Origin of the sequence: Halomonas sp. DP3Y7-2 (assembly GCF_019800795.1) — a bacterium.
In the GTDB taxonomy this organism is placed as follows: Bacteria; Pseudomonadota; Gammaproteobacteria; order Pseudomonadales; family Halomonadaceae; genus Halomonas; species Halomonas litopenaei_A.
The window spans coordinates 1-20493 of sequence record NZ_JAHVKJ010000012.1 but is presented as its reverse complement, the minus strand read 5'-3'; the positions used below and the strand labels follow the sequence as shown (position 1 = coordinate 20493).

Genomic DNA, 20493 nt, shown 5'->3' with positions numbered 1-20493 from the left:
CGTTCCAGAGTGTGCGACGCGGGTAGCGAGGCGTCAGGGCATCCCCTGTCGGCGCTCGCTCAACGCCGTACGATCTTCAATTGATCATCGATATGGGGCTAGACGCTGTCTTTTCAAGCCCGCAGCGCACCCCTTGGCGCTGGTTCCGGCACATACGCTTCAGGATTCAGCACACGCTAGGCGGGATCTAACACATAGCTCATGCGCGCACGGGCGATGGGTGTCGCTTCGTCATCCTGCCACGCCCATGTGTCCACATTGACCATACGACGCCCCTCGCGTACCAGGCGACAGCGGGCACGGGTCGGTTTCACCGCAGCGGGTGCCAGGTAGTCCACGGTCACATTGACCAACCGAGGGAGGCGTGGCTGGCGGGACTGGCTGAGCGTATGCAGGGCCGCAGCCGTTTCCATGAATGCCGCCACGACACCACCGTGAAGCGCAGGCAGCATGGGGTTACCGATATTGGAAGACCGCGCCTCCAGCGCAAAACAGAGCCCCTCATCGTCGCGACAGGCCGACACCCCGAGCTGCCCTGCGTAAGGTATCTGCGCTATCCAGGGGGCGAGGTTATCATCGTTGATGCCCGCCTCTAACAGCAGTGGATCCAGGGCAACGCTGCTGCCACGGGCCGCCATCACCGGGGTCGGTGGTACAGCCGGCGATTCATCCGACTCCGCGAGACCGGCAAACATGGCATCGGCAAATCCAGGAGGCGTGTTGCGGGGTCCTAGCCTGGCGAAATGCCCGCTCGCTCGGGCCAGTGGCTGTCCATCCTGCTGCCATGCCTGAGCCTCGGTGAACACGACACTGGACGATACCGCATCGGCTCTGGCCTTGACCCACAGCGGCAATTCCTCGATACCGGGGCGGCGGTGGCTGATATGCAGGTCCAGGGTCGGGCATACCTCGGGCTGGGGCAACGCGGTCAGCACGGACGCGCCACAGGCGGTGTCAAGCAGCATGCTGAGGACACCCGTGTGCACCAGCCCTCGTTGGCGATCTCCCGACAACAGCGGATGCCAGGGCAGATACAGCGTAACGCCCTCCTCGTCCACCGAGGTGACCTGCATCTCCAGCATGTGGGTGTGCGGAATGACATCGATAAATCGCTGAAGAGCCTGGCGCCACAGCGAAAAGGAAGGTGAAGCGAAAGCATCTTCTTGTGCGGACATGACGAGCGCCATAGTCAAACGTTTGACTGACAGCCTAGTCAGAACCCTTCAGGTCCACCATTCGCCTTTTTACCTATGAACGATGGGTCTAGCTACCCATGACGACGTATCTATGAAGACGTATCTATGAAGACTTACCCAAGAACAGTGGGCCTGGCGGCGGCAGGGCTTTCCACCACCGCTCAGCGCTGCCGACGGGTCAACCGGGCAGACTACAGATCACTGATATCCCGCTCTTCCCGCTGCGCGTCCTCTTCGACGTCGCCACGCCAGGCCCGATAATCTGCCAGACTCGCGTCCACCTTGGTCAGCAACCACCCGACAATGACCACGTCATCGACGAGACCAAACAGCAGCAGCACGTCCGGAACAAGATCCAACGGAGACACCAGGTAGGCCAAGGCCGCCGCCATCCAGCCAAAGGCGGACCAGGGCACTGGGCGATAACGTCCGCCGAGCACATCCTGGAGCATCGGAATGAACAGCTTCAAGGCCCTCAAGATGTGCTTGAAGGCTCTCGAACGCTGGGAAAGACGTCCTATCACAGGGACACGGTCAAACAGGGACATCTCAACAACCTCCTGGACGCAGGTCTCGTCAAACGCCTGCAGCGGTGACAGCAGCCAGCCTTTGGGGACGATGTCCTGGGCTTCGGCCTCGACACTGTCAACATGGAGGCGGACCTGTTCTGGGTCAAGCTTCAGCGTCAGATAACATGACTGTTCAAGCTTCCCATGTTCGGTCACCATGGAGCCTCCAGGCGCACTCAGGCGCGCCCAGGCAATCGTGTCTTCACCTCAGGACCAGGAGGGTCTCAATGCCATTCGCCCTGTTTCGCCGCCTAGCGCCACTGCTGGCCGCGACGGCCCTTTGTACACCGTCGCTGGCCTCTGCCCAGGCCAGCGATGGCGCCATGCGCAGTGCCCTGGAAGCTGCTCGCAGCGGTAACTTCCAGCAGATCAACGACGCTGCCATACGTGGTCACGAACTAGAGGGCTACGTGGCGTACTATCGCCTGCGTGACCGTCTGCCCAACGCCTCCCCCCAGGAGGTGCTGGGCTACATCTCCGCCAATGCCGACGCTCCCCTCGGTGACTGGATGCGCGAACAGGCCATCCTGCGCTATGGCCGTGCCGGTCGCTACGGCGACCTGCTCGCCGTGGCCAACGGCGTCCCGGCGACCACGGCAGAGCAGTGTTACTACTACACCGCTCAACTCGGCCAGAACCCCTCCCAGGCCGCACAAGGGGGACGCGAGCTGTGGAACGTCGGCAGCTCCCAGCCAGATGCCTGCGACACGCTATTCTCGACGCTACGGGCCAGGGGCGACATCGGCGACCTGGAGATCTTCCAGCGCATGATGCTGGCTTGGGAAAACGGCGAAGACGGGTTGGTCAGCTATCTCGGCCGCCAGCTCGGGCCGGCCTGGAGCAGTGCAGTAGCTGCACAACAAAGCGTGGATATCAGCCCCTCCCGTCTGGCCAGCGTAGGCAGCTGTGTCGGGCCGAACTGCGCCGGCACAGAGGACTTTGTGCGTGCCGCCGTCATCGCTGGTGCGGAAACGTCGGCGGCCTCTGCGCTCAACGGCTGGCAACAGGTATCGACACGGGTGAACCTGTCCCCGCAAGCGCGCCAGTCCCTCGAGCGCGAGATCATGTATCACGCCCTACGGCGTGACCAGCGCGAACTGCTTGGCTGGATCGATGGCGCCTTGCCGGCGCAGCAGGATGCCGAAGTCTTTGAACTCAGGGCGCGCCTGGCCATCCGCGACCGCGACTGGGGGGCGCTGGAACGCACGGTCGCCGCCATGCCCGCGGAGGTGCAAGGCAAGGCCCGCTGGCAATACTGGCTTGGACGTGCGCTGACTCTGCGCGGCCAGCAGACCGCCGCACAGGCAGCCTTTACTCGCGCAGCCGGGCAGCGAGACTTCTTCGGTTTCGTCGCAGCAGACCGCCTGGGGCAGCCCTACAACCTCAATATGGAAAGCCATCACTCCAGCGATGCGGAACGCTCTCAGGTCGCGAACTGGCCCACGGTGCGCCGCACGGAAGCCCTGCTGCGCGTCGGGCAGGAGGGACTGGCGAACCTGGAGTGGTACCACGCGGTGCGCAAGGCCAGCCCCGCCGATGCGCGGCGCCTGGCTGACTATGCCGCCTCCAGGGGCTGGCACGTGCGCCTGGTGCAGACCACCATCGTCGGCAAGATGCTGGACGCCCTGCCCTGGCGTTTTCCGGAAGCCTATCGCGCTGACTTCCAGCGCTGGGGCCAGGCCAATGCGGTGGATCCCTACCTGTTGATGGGCATTGCCCGACGCGAGAGTGCCTACAACCCCGAGGCGCTGTCGCCGGCAGGCGCCCGTGGTCTGATGCAGCTGATGCCGGGTACCGCCGCACTGGTCGGACGGCAGGTGGGGATCGGCGACCCTGGCCCCTATGGGGTGCTGGATCCCGCCACCAATATTCGCCTCGGCAGCACCTATATCCGGGATATGATCGCTCGCTACTCGGGCAACCGCATTGCGGCGGCGGCTGCCTACAACGCGGGGCCCCACCGGGTCGACAACTGGCTGGCGCGGTCGCCTGGCGAGTTTGATCTGTTCGTCGAAGAAATCCCGTTCAAGGAAACGCGTCGCTATGTGCGCGCCGTGCTCGAATACCGCGTGGTGTTCGAGAGCCTTGCCAAGGGGTCGACCCAGGGCGTGCAGGTACTGACGCCGGCAGAGAAGACGGCACGCTACGATGCTGGCATGGTCAGGCGCTGAACCAGCATAGGCGTACCGTTACCTCCCCACAGAAAAGCCCCGGTCCAACTGGACTGGGGCTTTTCGTTACCCTGTTTGTTTGCCATGTCTCTCTACGCTGCCACCTTGCGCTAGCGCAAGCCGAACGCCTTCAGCGCAGGAATCGACCGGGCGGCCGCCTATTCGGCGCGGCCTTACGCCGGCGCCCTGGTCAGCGCCAACTTGATACCAAACGCCACCAGCACGCCCCCGGTCAAGCCATTGAGCACCCGGGAGAACGCGGGCCGTGCCAGCCAGTGGCTGGCGCTTCCCACCAGCACCGCGACCAGAATCTGCCAGACGTTCGCGATGATGAAGTGGATGCCCGCCAGCCACAGCGACTTGAGCAAGGCGGGATCCGTGGGCGCGATGAACTGCGGCAGAAAGGCCATGTAGAACACGACGGTCTTGGGGTTCAACACATTGGACAGAAGCCCTTCCCGCAGGGGGCGCCACATCGGAACCGCTTGCCGCGAGGTGCCGCTGACCGCCGCCACTTCCAGGCCGCCGCCCTTCCAGGCTTGACGCAAGCTAGCCACTCCGAGCCACGCCAGATAGGCAGCGCCCACCAGCTTCAGCGCAGAGAAGGCCCACGCCGACTGCAGCAGAATCAGTGACACACCCAGGGCCGAAACCGTGGCGTGGACAAACAGACCAGAGCAGATCCCCATGCTGGTAAGCACACCATCACGCAGGCCGCCCCGCGCCGTATTTCGAATCACCAACAGCGTATCGATGCCGGGCGTCACGCTCAGCAGCGTGATCGCCACGACAAACGCCAGCAATTGCCCGTCCATCCACTCCGCCATGGTCATTGCGCTCCGGGGTTCTCGGCGTGCTTGAGAGAAATCTGGTCGTTCAGGGTCCAGAAGTCATACAGAATGCCAACCAGAAACAGGCCGCCGGTCAGCAGATAGATGATTCCGGTCACCCATTTGCCCATGTAGAAGCGGTGAAGACCAAACACGCCAAGGAAGGTCAGCAGCACCCAGGCCACCGTGTAGTTGGTCGGTCCACCGCGAAAGCGCAGATCCGCCTCCCGATCCATGCTCGGAATCAAGAACAGATCAATGATCCACCCAATGAAGAATAGGCCAAGCGTCAAGAACCAGATGGTTCCCGTCACCGGCTTGCCGTAATAGAACCGGTGCGCACCGAGAAAACCGAACAACCACAGCAGGTAGCCCACTACCTTGGAATGGGTGTCGTCGTTGTACATCGCAGGAGCAGTCATGCAGATTCCTTTTACGTTGAATCCCTGTCGTCAGGTCCGTCGACACGCCATAACACGCGTGCCGCTGGACGCTGCAGACCTTTCGATCTACAGTAACTTGGCGGGTCGAGGTAGGCCATTCTCGCTTGTCTGAAGAAACCGTTCCAGCGGTGTCTCTCAAACACGTCGAGAATGTGCTGATTGAGTCGCAGCGTAGGACAGCAAGTGGAAACGTCGTCAGTGGTAGTTCGAACAATCTATTGTCGAAACACGCAATGCGCCCTTCTTTCTTGTCATGCCCACGCACTAGGGTTCAGACCACATGATGGGAGAAAAGCTCCCCTGTGGCTGCACCAGCACCATCATTTAGCGAGTTAAGGAAATCGACAATGGCAACTGGCACTGTCAAGTGGTTCAACGACACTAAGGGCTACGGCTTCATCTCTCCGGACGACGGCGGTGACGACCTGTTCGCCCACTTCTCCGAGATTCAGGCTGAAGGCTTCAAGTCCCTGCAGGACGGCCAGAAGGTCTCCTTCGAAGTGACCCAGGGCAAGAAAGGCCTTCAGGCCTCCAACATCAAGATCGCTGACTAAGCTTCGTGCAAGTCACATCTTGACGCGGGAATACTGTTCCCGCGATGCAGTACCGCGACATCGGAACAACCTGTCAGCATGATGGATTGGACCCGGCGTCGTAACGGAAAGGCCCACCGCGAGGTGGGCCTTTCTTATGAGCGTATGAGCCCAGAGACTAAGGTACGGGCGGCTACTGCTCGATCTCGCCTTCAGCGTTGACGTCCACCTTGTAGGTGGGGCCGCTCCCGCTGGTCTCGACAGGGGTCGTCTCCGGCACCTGTCGTTCGGCCTCTTCAAACGTCTCATCGATCTTGCGGCTGGCCTCTTCGAAACGCCGCTCGGTCTCTTGCAGGATGGCATCGACCTCGCTGGAGTCATTGCCAGGCGCACTGCTGGCGCCGCCTTGCCCATCACCATCTGCCAGCGGTGAAGCGCTGGCCGCCCCATCGCCGCTGTCATCGACGGCACTGGTCGGCTCAGGCGCCGAAGCATCGACGCTTGCCGCTTGCGTACCGGAGCTGTCCGGGGCCGACGCCTCCGCTTGCTTATACGCTTCATCGATCTTGCGGCTGGCCTCTTCAAACCGGCGCTCGGTTTCCTCGAGGATCGCGTCAACGTCGGAACGGCTGGCCTCACCAGGCACGGCCTGCTCGGACTGCAGGGTATCGGTTGCGCTGCTGCCCAGCTCCACGCTGGCACCCTCAGGCATATCTGAGCCTGCAGCAGCATTGCTGGACGCATCGTCTTCTGCCGATTCAGGGCGTTGCGATGCATCACCCTCAGACGCCGTATCCACGGCACTGTCCCCTTGAGACGCCAGCGTGTCGCCTGGCGCTTCATCTGTTGCCGCCTCAGGCGCTGACGAGGAGTCCTCACCAGCCACAGTTTCCGCACTGCTGGTCTGAGTCGTGGCCTCTGGGTCTTCACCCTCACACCCGCTCAACCACAGCGGGATGCTGAGGGCCACCACGGCCACCGCCACTCGCGGGGTCACTGCCATTGTCTTCTCTCCATGTCATGGGGCTCCTGTTGATACGACTGCGGGCAACATCCATCGATGTCACCTTGGACCGCAAACGTTCACAAATATTGCAGCAAAGGCGCTGATGAGGTGCAACGCTGACCGACCAACCGCCACCCCTTGCCGCGGGACGGCTCACTGAATGCTGGTCACATCAGGGCTCTCTACATCAATACCAGCTACATCAAGACTAACTACACCAAGGCTACTCGCCACGTGGTGATGCCATGCGACAGCTGTCCGGCATGGTCAGCCGCAGCGCCAATGGCATGACCTGGGCTTCAAAGGCCTGCTGGTAGCAGGCCTCGCCGTCCAGCGTCAGAGGCAAACGTGCCTCCCCATCCGCCTCGAAGCGCAGCCAGGCACTGCGAAAGGCATCGACATACTGACCGTGGTAGGGCCGCGCACGTAGCTCGCTCATCATGGCCTTGAGCTGTCGCAGAGAGCGAAAGTCCCGCACCAGCAGCACATCGAAAAGTCCGTCATCCAGCCGAGCTGCCGGGGTCAGCTGCTGGCCTCCTCCGGCCTGGATGCCATTGCCAATGCCCAGCAGAAAGATGCCCGCACGACTCTCGCCACCGTCCCAGGCCAGGTGCCCCTGATAGAGCTGATAGCGCCAGGCCTTGAAGGCACCAAATACCGAGTAGGCGCCGCCACCCATCAGCCTTTTCAGCGGCCGGGGGGTGGACGTGGTAATTTCCGCGCCGAACCCGCCGGTGGCCATGTTGATAAAGTAACGGTCGTTGAGACGCGGGATATCGATCCAGCGGCTGGGCAAGCGGCATGCCGCATCCAGTGACGCGGCCTGACCCAAAGGCAAGCCCAATGACTTGGCCAGGTCGTTGGCGCTACCTAAGGGCATGATGGCCAACTCGGGACGGTCCTTGCGGGGTAACTGCATCAGACCATTGACGACTTCATGTACGGTGCCATCGCCGCCCCCTGCGATCACTCGCTTGACGCCATCGCGACCGGCCTGGGTGGCCTGTCGCTCGCCGTCTCCTTTCTCCCAGGTGACGCGAACATCCACATCGAGTCCCCCGCGCCGGCACGCAAACACCGCACTGCGGACCTCCGGCAGCTGCGATGATTGTCCATTGAGGATCAGCCGATTGGTGCCCGGCGGCTGGGTCATCCTGACAGTTCCTTCTTCACAAGGGGTTCATGTAAATCGCACATCCTGGTGCGGTTTGCTCTCCACGTGGACAGGGCAACGCCTCTGCCACCGTTTATCTTGACTTGGCACCGCAGTCGCATTTTAGCTCGCAGAGGGGGACATGCATCAATGTGGCATCAACACGCACATATCCGCCACCATGCTGACAACGCATCCCTTACAATTGTCATCACTATCAGCCCCTTCTGACCGAGTGCCTGCATGATTGAACCTATTTTTGTGCTGACCGCCTTCTTGTCCGGCCTGGCCGCCATGGCCCTCAGACTACCACCCTTGGTCGGTTTTCTCGCCGGCGGCTTTCTTCTCAACGTGCTCGGCTACGATGAAACGCCTGTGCTCACGCTGGTGGCGCACCTAGGGGTAACCTTGATGCTGTTCACCATCGGGCTGAAACTCAACGTCAGGACCCTGCTGCGCCCAGACGTCTGGGGCGGGGCCAGCCTGCATATGCTAGCCTCAGTGGTACTTTTTGTTGTCATCTTGGGGCTCCTGAAGGGCATTGTCACCCTGGGCTGGCTGGCATCTCCCAACGGGTTGCTGGCGGGCCTGGATCTGACGACACTGCTGGTGCTGGCCTTCGCCATGTCATTCTCCAGTACGGTGTTCGTCGTCAAGGTGCTGGAGAAACGCAGTGAAACCCAGGCGGCTTACGGCCGCCTGGCCATCGGCATCCTGATCATGCAGGACCTGTTTGCGGTGATTTTTCTCACGGCATCCACCGGCAAGTTGCCCAGTCCCTGGGCGCTTGGGCTATTCGCTCTGATTCCCCTTGCGCCGCTGCTGCGTAAATTGCTGGATCGTATGGGTCACGGCGAGATGCAGATGCTGTGCGGCGTCGTCATGGCGCTGGTACTGGGTTACGGCCTGTTCGAGGCGGTAGGCGTCAAGGGCGATCTGGGCGCGCTGATCATCGGCATGCTGCTGGCGCCCCACCCCGCCGCCCAGACATTGTCGCGGTCCATGTTCAACATCAAGGAACTGCTGCTGGTCGGGTTCTTCCTGAGCATCGGTCTTACCGCCCTGCCTAGCTGGTCTCTGCTGGGGCTGGCGATGCTGCTGGTGGTGCTGCTGCCGCTCAAGAGTCTGCTCTATCAACTGATACTGATGCGCTTTGGCATGCGCCACCGCACATCCGTACTGGCGACGCTGAGCCTCAGCAACTATTCGGAATTTGGCTTGATCGTGGGCGCCATCGCAGTGTCTAGTGGCTGGCTTGCGCCAGAGTGGCTGGTGGTGGTGTCCCTGGCGGTAGCACTGAGCTTCGTCGCTTCAGCCATCCTCAATGCCTTCAGCGAACGCCTCTACCAATGGCTCGAACCGCGCCTGCCCAAGGTCGATGAATCGGCGCTGTCGCCCAGTGACAGGCCCATCGAAGTCGGAGATGCCGAGGCGGTGGTGTTGGGGATGGGTCGCATCGGTCGCAGCGTGTACCGGCGTCTGACAAAGGAATACGGGCTGAAGGTACTCGGGGTGGACTCCAACCCGAAAAGCGTGAAGACCCTGGCCGAAAAGGGCTTCAATATTGTCGAAGGCGACGCGGTAGACTCCGATTTCTGGGACAAGATGCTGATGTCTTCGCAGGTCGAGCTGGTCGTGCTGGCCATGCCCCATCATGCGGGTAACCTGTTCGCCCTGAAGCAGCTGAGAAGCCGCCACTTTCCCGGCAAGATCACCGCGGTGGTGGAATACCTGGAAGAGATCGATACCATCCGCGAGCTTGGCGCCCATGCGGTCTACCATGTCTACGACGAGGCGGGCCGTGCCCTGGCGGACAGTGCCGCCGAGGAAGCCGGTATCATCTCGCGTACCCAGCAGCTGGGCTAGCCGAGCCGAGGTGGCGTGGAGCGGGTGCACTGCAGCGGTAGTTGCCCCGCCTCCCCATGGCAAGGATACTCGTGTCTCTTACCTCCTCGACCGGCGTTGCGGAGCGGTACACGATCGATGACAAGGATGCATGGCGGTGGAAGATCTCTTTACCTGGCTGGGCGAAGCACTGGGCACCCTGATACGGGTGGTCGTCGATACCCTAGGAGGTTTTTTTACCGGCCTTGATGATGCGGCAGCAGGCTTCATCGATGGCTTGTCTCGCTCCCTCGGTATCGCTCCCTCGTTCTTCAGTCTGGCCTTGCTGGTGCTGGGTCTGTTCTTCCTGTGGCGAGCCCTGCGGGCGATTCTCGCACGCTCAGCTGTCGCGGCGTTGCTGTGGGCCCTGCTAGGCCTGTTGACCCTGGGCATGCTACTGCCGTAACCGCTGACACGGTTTAGATGTCGCCAACGCAAGACGCCGCCCACAGGGCGGCGTCTTTCTCGGCATCTTTCCGAGTCCGGGGTCAGGCCAGCGCCTTCTCCACGATCTCGTAGACATTGGGCGACAATGTCTCCTGACGAATCCGCTCGAGTTCAGCGCGCATCAGCTCCTGGCGCGCCTCGTCGAAGCGCTGCCAGCGCGTCAGCGGCGTGATGATGCGTGCCGCGATTTCCGGATTCAGGCGATTCAACTCGATCACCACCTCCGCCAGCAGACGGTATCCTTCCCCGTCCAGCCGATGGAAGTTGACCCGATTCTGCCCGGCAAAGGCGCCAATCAACGCTCGCACCTTGTTTGGGTTCTTGAGCGAAAAGGCCGGGTGCTCCATCAGGTATCGCACGCGATCCAGAGCGTCTGCCTGGGGGCGGGTCACCTGCAGGCTGAACCACTGATCCATCACCAGCGGATCATGGGACCACTTACGGCCAAAGGCCTTGAGGGCCGGGTCGGCAATGTCCGAACGACTGCTGTGCACCAGCAGGGTCAGTGCGTGGCGCACGTCGGTCATGTTGTGGTCGGCATCGAACTGAGCCTGGGCAAGCTCGATCGCGGCCTCGTCCTCGATGCTCATCAGGTAGGACAACGCCACGTTCTTGAGCGCCCGCTGCCCGATCTGCTCTGGCGTCGGGGCATAGGGAGCATCACTCTGGTTGGCGTGGTAGAGCGCCATCAGCTCGTCGCGAAGCTCCCGAGCCAATGACTGCTGCACGAACATCCGAGCGGCATGGATGGCATCCACATCCACCAGCGGCTGCTGCTCCGCGATGTAGGCCTCGCTCGGCAGCTGCAGCATCTCCGCCAATACCGCCTTGTCATCGTTGTCTTCTTCGATCAGCGCGCGGAAGGCGTCGACCAAGCGCCCGTCCATGACCTTCTCGACGCCATTGCGATGGGCCGCAATCAGGTCGTCCAGGGCCAGCAGGGTCAGACGCTGGCCAGCGTCCCAGCGATTAAAGCCATCGCTGTCATGAGCCATCAGGAACGCCAGGTCCTCCCGCGAGTAAGGGAACGACAGCTTCACCGGCGCTGAGAACCCACGCAGCAGGGAGGGCACCGGCGCTTCCTCGATGTCGGTGAAGATGAACTCCTGTTCGTCTTCACGCAGATGGATGACGGCGTCACGGCCCAGGGTTTCGCCGTCAAGCGTCATGCTCAGGTCTCTACCGCTCTTGGTACCGACAAGACCCAGGCGCACCGGAATATGCAGCGCCTGCTTGTCGGGCTGCCCCGGGGTTGACGGGGTACGCTGACGCAGGATCAAGCGATAGCGGGAGTTGGCGTAATCGTACTCGCCAAAGGCATCGATTTCCGGAGTGCCCGCCTGGGAGTACCAGCGCATGAACTGGCCCAGATCCAGACCGGACACTTCCGCCATGCAGTCGACAAAGTCTTCGATCGTCACTGCCTGACCATCAAACCGGGAGAAGTACAGGTCTGATCCCTCGCGGAAGGTCTCCGGCCCGACCAGGTTGGACAGCATCCGCACAATCTCTGCCCCTTTCTCGTAGATGGTCAGGGTATAGAAGTTGCCGATCTCGATGTAGGACTCAGGACGCACCGGGTGAGCGGTGGGACCCGCATCTTCCGCAAACTGAGCGGTACGAAAGAAGGACACTTCTTCGATACGCTTGACCGGCGCAGAGTTCACGTCAGCCGAGAAACACTGGTCACGGAAGACGGTAAAGCCCTCTTTCAGCGACAGCTGAAACCAGTCGCGGCAGGTCACCCTGTTGCCCGACCAGTTATGGAAGTACTCGTGGGCCACGATACCCTCGACGCGCTGGAAAGCGGCGTCGGTAGCGGTCTTCGGATGGGTCAGCACCGCCGCGGAGTTGAAGATGTTGAGGCCCTTGTTCTCCATGGCGCCCATGTTGAAATCATTGACCGCGACAATCATGAACAGGTCCAGGTCATATTCGCGACCGTAGGCCTGCTCGTCCCACGCCATGGAGCGCTTCAACGACGCCATGGCGTGCTCGGTCTTGTCGAGGTTTTCTTCTTCCACCCAGATCTGCAGGGTGACGTCACGCCCGCTCATGGTGGTGAAGTGATCTTCCACCTTCTCGAGGTCGCCGGCGACCAGGGCAAACAGGTAGGCAGGCTTGGGATGCGGGTCTTCCCAGGTGACAAAATGACGCCCATCCGGCAGTTCGCCACGCTCAACGGGGTTGCCATTGGACAACAGCACCGGCTCACGCGTGACATCCCCCACCACGGTGGTGGAGAAGGTAGCCATCACATCGGGACGATCGGGATAGAAGGTGATCCGGCGAAAGCCCTCCGCCTCACACTGGGTGCAGAACATGCCCCCGGAGCGATAGAGGCCTGACAGTGCCGTGTTGTCCTCAGGAGCAATCTCGACGTCAGTCTCCAGCACGAAGGAGGCAGGCACCTTGGCGATGGACAGCCCCTTGTCGCTCAGCTCGTACTCGTCATTGGACAGCGGCCGCCCATCGATAGCGATGGACACTAGTGATAGCTGCTCCCCATCCAGCCACAGCGCTTCGCCGGCCTCGCGCTCAGGATGGCGCTCAAGATGCAGCCTGGCCTTGACGCGGGTCGCGCCAGGCGCCAGATCAAAGGACAACTCGGTGCGCGTGACACGGTAAGCCGGGGGAAGATAGTCGCTGAGATGAATCGGCTGGGGGTCGGACATCGGGGATGCTCCAATCAGAAAAGTCGTCGCCATTGTACGGGCATGGAGGGGCCAGGCTCAAAGCGCCGGCAGCGCATTGAGCGGTTCAAGACGAGGACGCGGGCTCGGGTCGCGTGAAGATCCAGATGGCGATACCGGCCAGCATCGTCACCAGGCCCAGCTTCAACCACCAGAGGGATACCGTGAACAGCAGCACGATCACCGACAGCGACAGCATCACCAGGGCCATCCACTTGGCATGACGAGGGATCGCACCCGATTCTTCCCACGCCACCACCGCGGGGCCGAAGCGCGGGTGTTCCCGTATCCAACGGGCGAAGCGTGGCGACCCCTTGGATGCCGCCCACACCGCCACCAGCAAGAAGCAGGTGCTGGGCATAAGGGGGACGAAGGCCCCGATGACGCCAAGGGCAAAGCTGATCCAGGCAAGCATTTGCCACGCCACACGGCGCGTGGTGGTTATCAAGGGTAAGCTCCGATGGTGCGGCAGAGGGTGCGATGGAAAAAGCGGTTGACCGCCCCGCGCACACGGCCGTTGATCGCTGAGACTCCCATTGAACCGCAACGGACGAGCAGGGGCCAATTGCACGAGGCTATCGACATCTTAGAGCCTCTCGACACCTTAGCGGCGCTCGACACCCGGCAGGCTACCGATGCCCCGGATGCCGACCTCAGGCCGTCGCCCCTGCTCGCCATGGCGTTGCGCTCAATCTCGGAAGTTATCGAACTGCAGGGCGAGATCAGGCCCATCGTCACCACGCAGCAGCGCAATGACGCTCTGCAGGTCATCCCGTTTCTTGCCAGTGACGCGTACCTTGTCGCCCTGAATCTGCGCCTGCACCTTGAGCTTGGAGTCCTTGATCCGCTTGACGATATCCTTGGCTTCCTTCTGCTCCAGGCCTTGCTTGAGCAAGACGTTCTGGCGAGCCTTCACCCCGGACAGCTCGGCATCCTGCACGTCCATGGTGCGCGGATCGATGCTACGAGCAATCAGCTTGTTGCGCAGAACGTCGAGCATCTGCTGGAGCTGGAAGTCCACCTCGGCATGCAGTGCAACGGTCTCGTCGGACAGCTCGAACCCGGCGTCGACGCCACGGAAATCGAAGCGCCCCTGGACCTCACGGTTGGCCTGATCCACGGCGTTCTGTGCCTCGTGGCGATCAAATTCGGAAACAATATCGAAAGAGGGCATGCTCACTCCAAGGGGTAAAAGCGCTAGTCTACCACTGGAAGCGGTGCCTGCGAGGCACCTCGCGGACCAACCTCTTCAGCGTCGTGCTGAGGGTCCGTCGGATCCTGCGTCTGCTCTTGTGAAGAGACGCTCGCCGAGTCCGTCGCCGAGTCCGTCGCCGAGGCAGCCGCCAAGGCTCGAGGCGTCCTTTGCCTCACCACCGGTCCCCCTTCTGCTCCCCCCTCCTGTGTGGGGGCGCCTGTCGGTTCGCCCAGCGTCAGGATCATTTTCCAGGCGGCGCAGCCATCCTCGTAGTACTCGTCCAGCCAGGCATCCAGGCGGAACCCGGCACGTCGATACAGCCCGAGAGCCACGCGGTTATCGGCACGCACCTCTAGGCTCATGCCCGAGCAGCCTGACGCCCGGGCCTGCTGCTGCAAGGCCAGCAGCAGCGCCCGACCTACGCCATCACCGCGGGCCTCTGGCGCCACGCAAAGCGAGTAAAGCCGCGCTGTCTGACTGCCCTTACGCAGCAACAGGGTGCCGTATCCGAGCAACCTCCCCTCGGGCGGAACCGCCCCATCAGCGTCGCCGGCCTCCGCCGGGACAGCAAGCAGGGTGATTGCCCTGGCGCGGGTCAGCAGGTACCTGAGCTGACGACGATTGAAACGATCACCGCTGAAGCCACGACGTTCCAGCGACTCGAGAGCATCGAGATCGGCTGGGACCGCCGGGCGCAGGACAACAGACATCGAGAAAGACTTCCATGCAAGGCCACGAATTCCGTGTCGGCGACGACGGAGTATATCGCTCGATTCTGTCGCTCCCGAGGCCCGCTGTCAGCCGTCGATGAATGAATTTTTTTCACCCAGATAGCATATTGCTTTGCGGCTGGCTCAGGTGCATTCTTGCGCCACTCGACCAGACACTCCTCCTGCTCCCTCGCCGGCTGCCAGAACGATCGAGCCCCGCCCCTTCCCCCCTGCCCGAGGACCCATGACGATGTGCGCACTGCGTATCGTGGTTGACCGCCAGCGCGACTGGCAGCCCTATCACCCCAGCGACGATGTGATCGATGCCGAGACCTATCTTGCATCGGCGGCAACGTCCGGCAGCGAACAGGTCATCAACCTGTGCGCGGATCTCGGCTACCTGGGGACTGGCTACTATGTCTCGTTGCTTGCTCAGGCGCGTGGAGCGAGGGTGATCCCCACGGTGGATACCCTCAACACGCTGCGTCGCAAGTCCACCACCGACATGCAGCTCGAAGGCCTGGCGCCGCTGCTGGAGGATCTGGGCAAGGTGGCAGCCAGCCAGCAGCTTGGCGACACGATCGACGTCACCATCTTTTTTGGCGAGTGTGATGCGGCCCCGCTGGCAAAGATCGCCAGGCGACTTTTCGAGCGCCTGCCCTGCCCGCTGCTGGAAGCGCGCCTGACACGTCAGGGCCACAGCTACCGGCTGGCACGCCTTCGCCCCCTGGCGCTATCGCGACTCAAGGAGCACGAGCAGGACACCTTTGCCCGCGCCCTGAATCGTCACTCACTGAAGGTCTGGCGCACCCCACGGGCCAGGCGTCGCTATCGTTTTGACCTGGCCATGCTGGTCAACCCGGAAGAGCGACTGCCACCCAGCAACAAGGGTGCGCTCAAGCGCTTCATTCGCGCCGGGCGCCGCCAGGGAATCAATGTATCGCTGATCACCCATCGCGACAGCGCACGCCTGGCGGAATTCGACGGGCTGTTCCTGCGCGAAACCACGTCGCTTGACCACCCGACCTGGCGCATGGCCCGGCGTGCAGAACATGAAGGGCTGGTGGTAATCGACGCACCTCAGGATATTCTGCGTTGCACCAACAAGGTCTACCTGCATGAGCTGCTGCGCACTCGCAATGTGCCAGCGCCCGAAGGGCTTTTGCTGCGCCGCTCCAGTGCTGAGCGGCTGATCGAACAGGCTCGCGAGCTCAGTTTTCCAAGGGTGCTGAAGGTTCCCGATGGCGCGTTCTCCAAGGGCGTGGTGAAGGTGGCGTCGGCGGAGGCCCTGGCCCGGGAGGCCAGCATTCTGTTCGAAAGCTCGGACCTGTTGCTGCTGCAGGAATGGCTTCCCACCGACTACGACTGGCGCATCGGCGTGCTCGATGGTCAGCCACTGTTTGCCAGTCGCTACTACATGGCCCGTGGACATTGGCAGATCTACGACCATTCCGGCCCGCGGACTCGCAGCGGCGGCTTCACCAGCCATCCGATCAGTGATGTGCCTGCGGCGGTACTGCGCACTGCCCTCAAGGCATGCCGACTGATCGGCAACGGCCTCTACGGCGTTGACCTCAAGCAAGTCGGCGAGCGAGTTCTGGTCATCGAGGTCAACGACAATCCCAATATTGATGCGGGTATCGAGGACAACGTGCTGGGGGACGCCCTCTACGATCGCCTGCTGGACGTGTTTGCCCGGCGTATGGAAGCTGGCAAGCAGGATCCGTGACCGTCACGATGGCGCCGTGATGGCCCAGCGTGACGGCCTTCGGGCTGACGCCAGCGAGCGACTCGGCTACCCTGCGCATTCACGACCAGAAAATCGGAGCCAGCATGAGCGATCAGCAACGCAACGAGCGCCACAAGAAGGCCATGGAAAAGCTCAAGAGCCACGTCGATGCCAAGGTCGCCGCGGCAGAGGAAGAGCGCGGACTGATGCTGGTTTTCACGGGCAATGGCAAAGGCAAGACGACGGCGGCCTGGGGCACGGTGACTCGCGCGCTGGGCTACGGCTATCGGGTGGGCGTCGTGCAGTTCATCAAGGGTCTTTGGGAGTGTGGCGAGCGGGAACGGCTTGAGCAGGATGCCAACCTCGAAGTGGCTATCATGGCGACAGGCTTTACCTGGGACACCCAGAACCGCGAGTCGGACACCCAGGCCTGTCAAGAGGTATGGCAACAGGCCAGTCGCATGCTGGCGGACCCTGAGGTCTATCTGGTCGTGCTCGACGAGATCACCTATATGCTCAAGTTTGGCTACCTGGATATCGACACGGTGCGCACCGCGATCGCCAACCGCCCGCCAGAACAGACCGTGATCATCACCGGGCGCAACGCCCATAGGGAGCTGGTGGCCATGGCCGATACCGTCACCGAGATGCAGGAAGTCAAGCACGGCTTTGCGGCAGGGCTCAAGGCACGCCGCGGGATCGACTTCTGATCCTGCTGCCGATCGTGTAGCCCTGCTGCCGACAGACCGACCGCATTCCCTGTCACGCAGCAAAACAATCGGCCCGGGAGCATGCTCCCGGGCCGATTGTCTCAAGCTACTACCTACCTCTAAAACGACGTGCCGCTGGAACCTGTGCGCCGCTGACACCAAGCGCCGCTGACACCAAGCGCCGCTGCAACGACGAGGACTGACGGCTCGGCGACGTCTTGTCGCCCCGCGTCCCTCGGCTCGCATCACTCTACCTGCAGCTGGTCGTTGGCGATCATCTGCTGCAGGAAGGTGGCGGAGTCCTGCCCTCCCATGGTGACGCCATTGAGCACGATGGTCTGATCGGCATCGTTGCCATTAGCGGCAATTCCTCCACTGCTCTTGACGTGCAGCACCGTGTTCCCATTGCCATCTTCCTGAGCAAAGAGATAGTCGTTGACGCTGGCGTCAGTGGCACCATCCAGCAGATCAGCCACTTCCAGACGGTCTGCTTCTGGGTCCACCCCGAAGCCACCCACCGTGAAGCCGCTGATGATGTCGACGGCCGGGGCGCCGTTGGTGCCGGCATCGCCCTGATTCCAGGCCAGGATATCGGCGCCGCTTCCCAGGTCGATGATGTCGTTACCCTTGCCGCCAGCCAACACGTCATCACCGTCACCACCCTGCAAGGTGTCGTTGCCCTTGCCACCGATCAGCGTATCGTTGCCGACACCGCCAATCAGCGTATCGGCTCCTGCACCTCCGATCAGCAGATCATCACCGTCTCCGCCGTCCAGGATGTTGGCCGCACCGTCATCGCGACCATCCCCAAGGTTGTCGATCTCGGCACGAATGTAGGCACGAATTTCCTCATCGCTGGGGGCCGATCCAGTCGCATCGGCAATGCGATCCGCCACACCGCTGCCGCCTGGGTTCTCCTGTGTCCAGGTCAGGTAGGCGTACAGGCCTGCATAACCCAGACCGTCGTGGTCGCCCGCGGTGAAGGTTTCGCCGGTGGCCGCGTTGACCCATTCTAGATGATCACTGTTCAAGGTGTCGGCGACCAGAATGTCGTCCCCACCGCCACCACTGAGGGTATCGGCACCGACCGGCAGCAGGCTGGCGGCGGCTTCCTGCAGCGCCGCATCAAGATCGCCACCGCTCAAGACGATCTGAGGCTGGCCCACCGGCGCATCAAAGGCATCATTCGTACCGCCGCTCAGGTTGGTAGACGCTGTACCGACCGTATTGGTGTTATCAAAGAAGCGCAGCACATTGGAATTGATGCCCTCGCCGATCCCAATGGCGGCCACCTGGGCCACTGAGGCCAGCTCGCCAAAGGCATTGACCGACTCGTTCATCACCGTCTGGCTAAAGGTGCTGCCGTTGCCGCCGAGGCCACCAGTGGAGCCGCGGTAGTAGGTCGGCACACCATCCGTCAGGAAGAAGCCGATATTGGTGAAGCCGTTGCCTTGACTGGCCAACCAGTTGCGTGCCGCATCGAAGCCATCCTCATAATTGGTCCCCCCAGACGCGATCATGGCATTGATAAAGGCGATCGCTGCTGGCAGGTCTGCCGCGCTGAAATTGGTGAAGGTGATGGTGTCACCGCCATCCACCGCGCTATCGAAGTCGACAATCTGAAGGTTGATGGTGCCCTCGTGGCCGCTGAGCTGGGTCACCAGGTTCTGCAGGGCCTCCTTGGCCAGCTGCATGCGCGACTTGCCGTTGACCCCAGAGCTGTTGCCCATACTGCCAGAGCTGTCGACGATCAGGGTGATGTTGTAGTTGCCAGCGGGCTCATTGAGCGTGCCACCTGCATCGCCGATGATCACATCGTCACCACCACCGCCCGTCAGGGTCTGCTCTCCGTTGCCGCCCACCAGCAGCTTGTCCTTGGCATCCCCGTGCAAGGTCAGGCTAGCGGATAGCTCGTCGTCATCACCATCGCGACCAATCAGTCCAAGCTGGACATCGAAGTCGTCGCTGGGGCCGCCCAGACGATAGGACGCATCCTCAAGCAGCAGGTCATCGTTGCTGGTGTTGGCGCTATCCGCCGCGGTGATCTCCACCGCTTCAAAGGGCCGGTCGCTCGCGGTTTCCAGCGTCACCTGCCAGCCGTCCTTCAACCCGGTTACGCGCAGGCCGTTGCCGTCAGCGGTCACGCTGACCTGGCTGGTCACATCCACCCCAATGGCGTTGAAGACCTTGATGTCGGCGGGCGTCACGGCAAGATAGCCGCTGGATCCGGTGCTGGGATCGCCACTGCCGGCGCTGCCATCGGGCGAGTAGAGCAATGCCGCGATGACCAGTGCCGTGGTGGCACCTTCGCCGCCTGCCACCTGCACCCGCTGGGAGAAGCTGACCATGCCTTGATGGTCGGTCCAGCTCGGGCCGCCAGTTCCCGCGACAAGGTCCTTCAGGGCATCGAAGCGCACGCTAGCACCCGTGGCGACGGCGATCTTGCCATCGTCGACGACCACGGCTCCGCTGCTGCTGGACACCAGCAGGTCGTTATCACTGGCATTATCCAGGTGATTCAGCGCGAGATAGCCACCCGTCACGCTCTCGCCGTCCTCGAGTTCGGCAGCGACATCCACGCCATTACTGACGTCACCGACCACATCGATGGTATAGCCATCTCCGGTCTGCGCCAGGGTCACGCTAAAGCCATCTTCAGCCCCATTCGCAGACTCGGCATAAAGTGTGGTGCCATCGGCACTGAGTCGATAGGTCAGCGGCTTGCCGTCGACTCGCAGAGCGTTGCCTGAGCTATCCGTCGCCGGCTGGCCATCCAGACTGGCGTCGAACACCATCTCCTTGACCCCGTCTGCCCCTGCATTGGGTCCGAAGTCCAGGATGCCGCTTCCGTCCTCCAGCGCGTGCTCCGCCGGCGAGAACTGTTGTGGCACGTCATCCTTGATATCGATGGTCAGATTGGCCGGATCGCTGACGTCGCCGTCGGAGTCGGTCACCACCAGGCTGAACACGTCCTGGATGCCGTCGCTGCCAGTGCCCTGGCTGCTATGGTCGGTGGTGTTGTCGTCCAGGGTGTAGCTGTAGCTGTAGTCCCCATTCACCACGCTGACGACCAGGGTGCCGTAGGTACCTTGCACGGTGCCGCCATTGGTCACGTCCACGCCGCTGATCACCACCGAGCCCACGCTGTCGGAGCCGGTATCGATGGCGATGGTGCCACTGGTGGTCTCCAGGTCGGTGGCAGACTGGCTGCCGCCGTCGTCCAG

17 protein-coding genes are annotated in these 20493 nt (G+C 62.2%); 6 read left to right on the top strand and 11 right to left on the bottom strand.

The annotated features are described in order from the left end of the window. Positions 1-176 precede the first annotated feature (176 nt). Positions 177-1175, bottom strand: coding sequence for a PaaI family thioesterase (locus KUV45_RS20345; protein WP_224852178.1), 999 nt, complete (start codon positions 1173-1175; stop codon positions 177-179). Positions 1176-1387: 212 nt separating this feature from the next. Next, the gene (locus KUV45_RS17980; protein ID WP_308126725.1) at positions 1388-1924 is read right to left on the bottom strand and encodes a DUF1232 domain-containing protein; all 537 of its coding nucleotides are present in this window, start codon (positions 1922-1924) and stop codon (positions 1388-1390) included. A gap of 68 nt (positions 1925-1992) precedes the next feature. Here KUV45_RS17980 and KUV45_RS17975 point away from each other — a divergent pair, with 68 nt between their 5' ends. Further along, the gene (locus KUV45_RS17975; protein ID WP_222164334.1) at positions 1993-3936 is read left to right on the top strand and encodes a transglycosylase SLT domain-containing protein; all 1944 of its coding nucleotides are present in this window, start codon (positions 1993-1995) and stop codon (positions 3934-3936) included. A gap of 173 nt (positions 3937-4109) precedes the next feature. Here the strand turns inward: KUV45_RS17975 and KUV45_RS17970 are convergent, their stop codons facing one another. Further along, positions 4110-4769: a LysE family translocator gene (locus KUV45_RS17970; protein ID WP_374107046.1), complete on the bottom strand. Its 660-nt coding sequence runs from the start codon at positions 4767-4769 to the stop codon at positions 4110-4112. After that, positions 4766-5188, bottom strand: a complete 423-nt coding sequence (locus KUV45_RS17965; RefSeq protein ID WP_224852177.1) for a TM2 domain-containing protein — start codon at positions 5186-5188, stop codon at positions 4766-4768. The genes KUV45_RS17970 and KUV45_RS17965 overlap by 4 nt, the downstream gene beginning before the upstream one ends. Before the next feature lie 368 nt (positions 5189-5556). Between KUV45_RS17965 and KUV45_RS17960 the strand changes: the two genes are divergently transcribed. Beyond that, complete coding sequence (locus KUV45_RS17960; protein WP_206944852.1) at positions 5557-5763, top strand: cold-shock protein; 207 nt, start codon at positions 5557-5559, stop codon at positions 5761-5763. Positions 5764-5935: 172 nt separating this feature from the next. Here the strand turns inward: KUV45_RS17960 and KUV45_RS17955 are convergent, their stop codons facing one another. Together KUV45_RS17955 and yegS are read right to left on the bottom strand one after the other, a co-directional pair. Further along, positions 5936-6745, bottom strand: coding sequence for a hypothetical protein (locus KUV45_RS17955; protein WP_222164332.1), 810 nt, complete (start codon positions 6743-6745; stop codon positions 5936-5938). A 226-nt stretch (positions 6746-6971) separates the two neighbouring features. After that, entirely contained in the window at positions 6972-7901 is a 930-nt protein-coding gene (gene yegS / locus KUV45_RS17950) for a lipid kinase YegS (protein ID WP_206944855.1), read from the bottom strand. Between the two features lie 243 nt (positions 7902-8144). On the opposite strand from yegS, the gene KUV45_RS17945 reads away from it, so the two are divergent. Together KUV45_RS17945 and KUV45_RS17940 are read left to right on the top strand one after the other, a co-directional pair. Further along, complete coding sequence (locus KUV45_RS17945; protein ID WP_222164331.1) at positions 8145-9767, top strand: cation:proton antiporter family protein; 1623 nt, start codon at positions 8145-8147, stop codon at positions 9765-9767. Between the two features lie 136 nt (positions 9768-9903). Further along, the gene (locus tag KUV45_RS17940) at positions 9904-10191 is read left to right on the top strand and encodes a hypothetical protein (RefSeq protein WP_224852176.1); all 288 of its coding nucleotides are present in this window, start codon (positions 9904-9906) and stop codon (positions 10189-10191) included. An 82-nt stretch (positions 10192-10273) separates the two neighbouring features. Here the strand turns inward: KUV45_RS17940 and pepN are convergent, their stop codons facing one another. The 4 genes from pepN to KUV45_RS17920 form a co-directional block, all read right to left on the bottom strand. Next, complete coding sequence (gene pepN, locus KUV45_RS17935) at positions 10274-12907, bottom strand: aminopeptidase N (protein WP_222164330.1); 2634 nt, start codon at positions 12905-12907, stop codon at positions 10274-10276. Between the two features lie 85 nt (positions 12908-12992). Then, the gene (locus tag KUV45_RS17930) at positions 12993-13373 is read right to left on the bottom strand and encodes a YbaN family protein (RefSeq protein WP_224852175.1); all 381 of its coding nucleotides are present in this window, start codon (positions 13371-13373) and stop codon (positions 12993-12995) included. A gap of 240 nt (positions 13374-13613) precedes the next feature. Further along, positions 13614-14099: a YajQ family cyclic di-GMP-binding protein gene (locus KUV45_RS17925; protein WP_222164329.1), complete on the bottom strand. Its 486-nt coding sequence runs from the start codon at positions 14097-14099 to the stop codon at positions 13614-13616. Between the two features lie 23 nt (positions 14100-14122). Continuing rightward, a complete protein-coding gene (locus tag KUV45_RS17920) occupies positions 14123-14830 on the bottom strand; it encodes an N-acetyltransferase (protein ID WP_206944860.1) in 708 nt (235 codons plus the stop codon). 244 nt (positions 14831-15074) lie between these two features. Here KUV45_RS17920 and KUV45_RS17915 point away from each other — a divergent pair, with 244 nt between their 5' ends. Together KUV45_RS17915 and cobO are read left to right on the top strand one after the other, a co-directional pair. Beyond that, entirely contained in the window at positions 15075-16559 is a 1485-nt protein-coding gene (locus KUV45_RS17915; RefSeq protein WP_308126724.1) for a RimK family protein, read from the top strand. A 104-nt stretch (positions 16560-16663) separates the two neighbouring features. Continuing rightward, positions 16664-17269: a cob(I)yrinic acid a,c-diamide adenosyltransferase gene (cobO, locus tag KUV45_RS17910; RefSeq protein WP_222164328.1), complete on the top strand. Its 606-nt coding sequence runs from the start codon at positions 16664-16666 to the stop codon at positions 17267-17269. A gap of 245 nt (positions 17270-17514) precedes the next feature. Here the strand turns inward: cobO and KUV45_RS17905 are convergent. Beyond that, positions 17515-20493: type I secretion C-terminal target domain-containing protein (locus KUV45_RS17905; protein WP_222164327.1), on the bottom strand; the 2979-nt coding region annotated here is incomplete at its 5' end.

Excerpts from the sequence above, each read along its gene's own strand:
- KUV45_RS20345 (WP_224852178.1), bottom strand. The coding sequence starts at position 1,175 with ATGTCCGCACAAGAAGATGCTTTCGCTTCACCTTCCTTTTCGCTGTGG.
- KUV45_RS17980 (WP_308126725.1), bottom strand. The coding sequence starts at position 1,924 with ATGGTGACCGAACATGGGAAGCTTGAACAGTCATGTTATCTGACGCTG.
- KUV45_RS17975 (WP_222164334.1), top strand. The coding sequence starts at position 1,993 with ATGCCATTCGCCCTGTTTCGCCGCCTAGCGCCACTGCTGGCCGCGACG.
- KUV45_RS17970 (WP_374107046.1), bottom strand. The coding sequence starts at position 4,769 with ATGACCATGGCGGAGTGGATGGACGGGCAATTGCTGGCGTTTGTCGTG.
- KUV45_RS17965 (WP_224852177.1), bottom strand. The coding sequence starts at position 5,188 with ATGACTGCTCCTGCGATGTACAACGACGACACCCATTCCAAGGTAGTG.
- KUV45_RS17960 (WP_206944852.1), top strand. The coding sequence starts at position 5,557 with ATGGCAACTGGCACTGTCAAGTGGTTCAACGACACTAAGGGCTACGGC.
- KUV45_RS17955 (WP_222164332.1), bottom strand. The coding sequence starts at position 6,745 with ATGGCAGTGACCCCGCGAGTGGCGGTGGCCGTGGTGGCCCTCAGCATC.
- yegS (WP_206944855.1), bottom strand. The coding sequence starts at position 7,901 with ATGACCCAGCCGCCGGGCACCAATCGGCTGATCCTCAATGGACAATCA.
- KUV45_RS17945 (WP_222164331.1), top strand. The coding sequence starts at position 8,145 with ATGATTGAACCTATTTTTGTGCTGACCGCCTTCTTGTCCGGCCTGGCC.
- pepN (WP_222164330.1), bottom strand. The coding sequence starts at position 12,907 with ATGTCCGACCCCCAGCCGATTCATCTCAGCGACTATCTTCCCCCGGCT.
- KUV45_RS17925 (WP_222164329.1), bottom strand. The coding sequence starts at position 14,099 with ATGCCCTCTTTCGATATTGTTTCCGAATTTGATCGCCACGAGGCACAG.
- KUV45_RS17920 (WP_206944860.1), bottom strand. The coding sequence starts at position 14,830 with ATGTCTGTTGTCCTGCGCCCGGCGGTCCCAGCCGATCTCGATGCTCTC.
- KUV45_RS17915 (WP_308126724.1), top strand. The coding sequence starts at position 15,075 with ATGACGATGTGCGCACTGCGTATCGTGGTTGACCGCCAGCGCGACTGG.
- cobO (WP_222164328.1), top strand. The coding sequence starts at position 16,664 with ATGAGCGATCAGCAACGCAACGAGCGCCACAAGAAGGCCATGGAAAAG.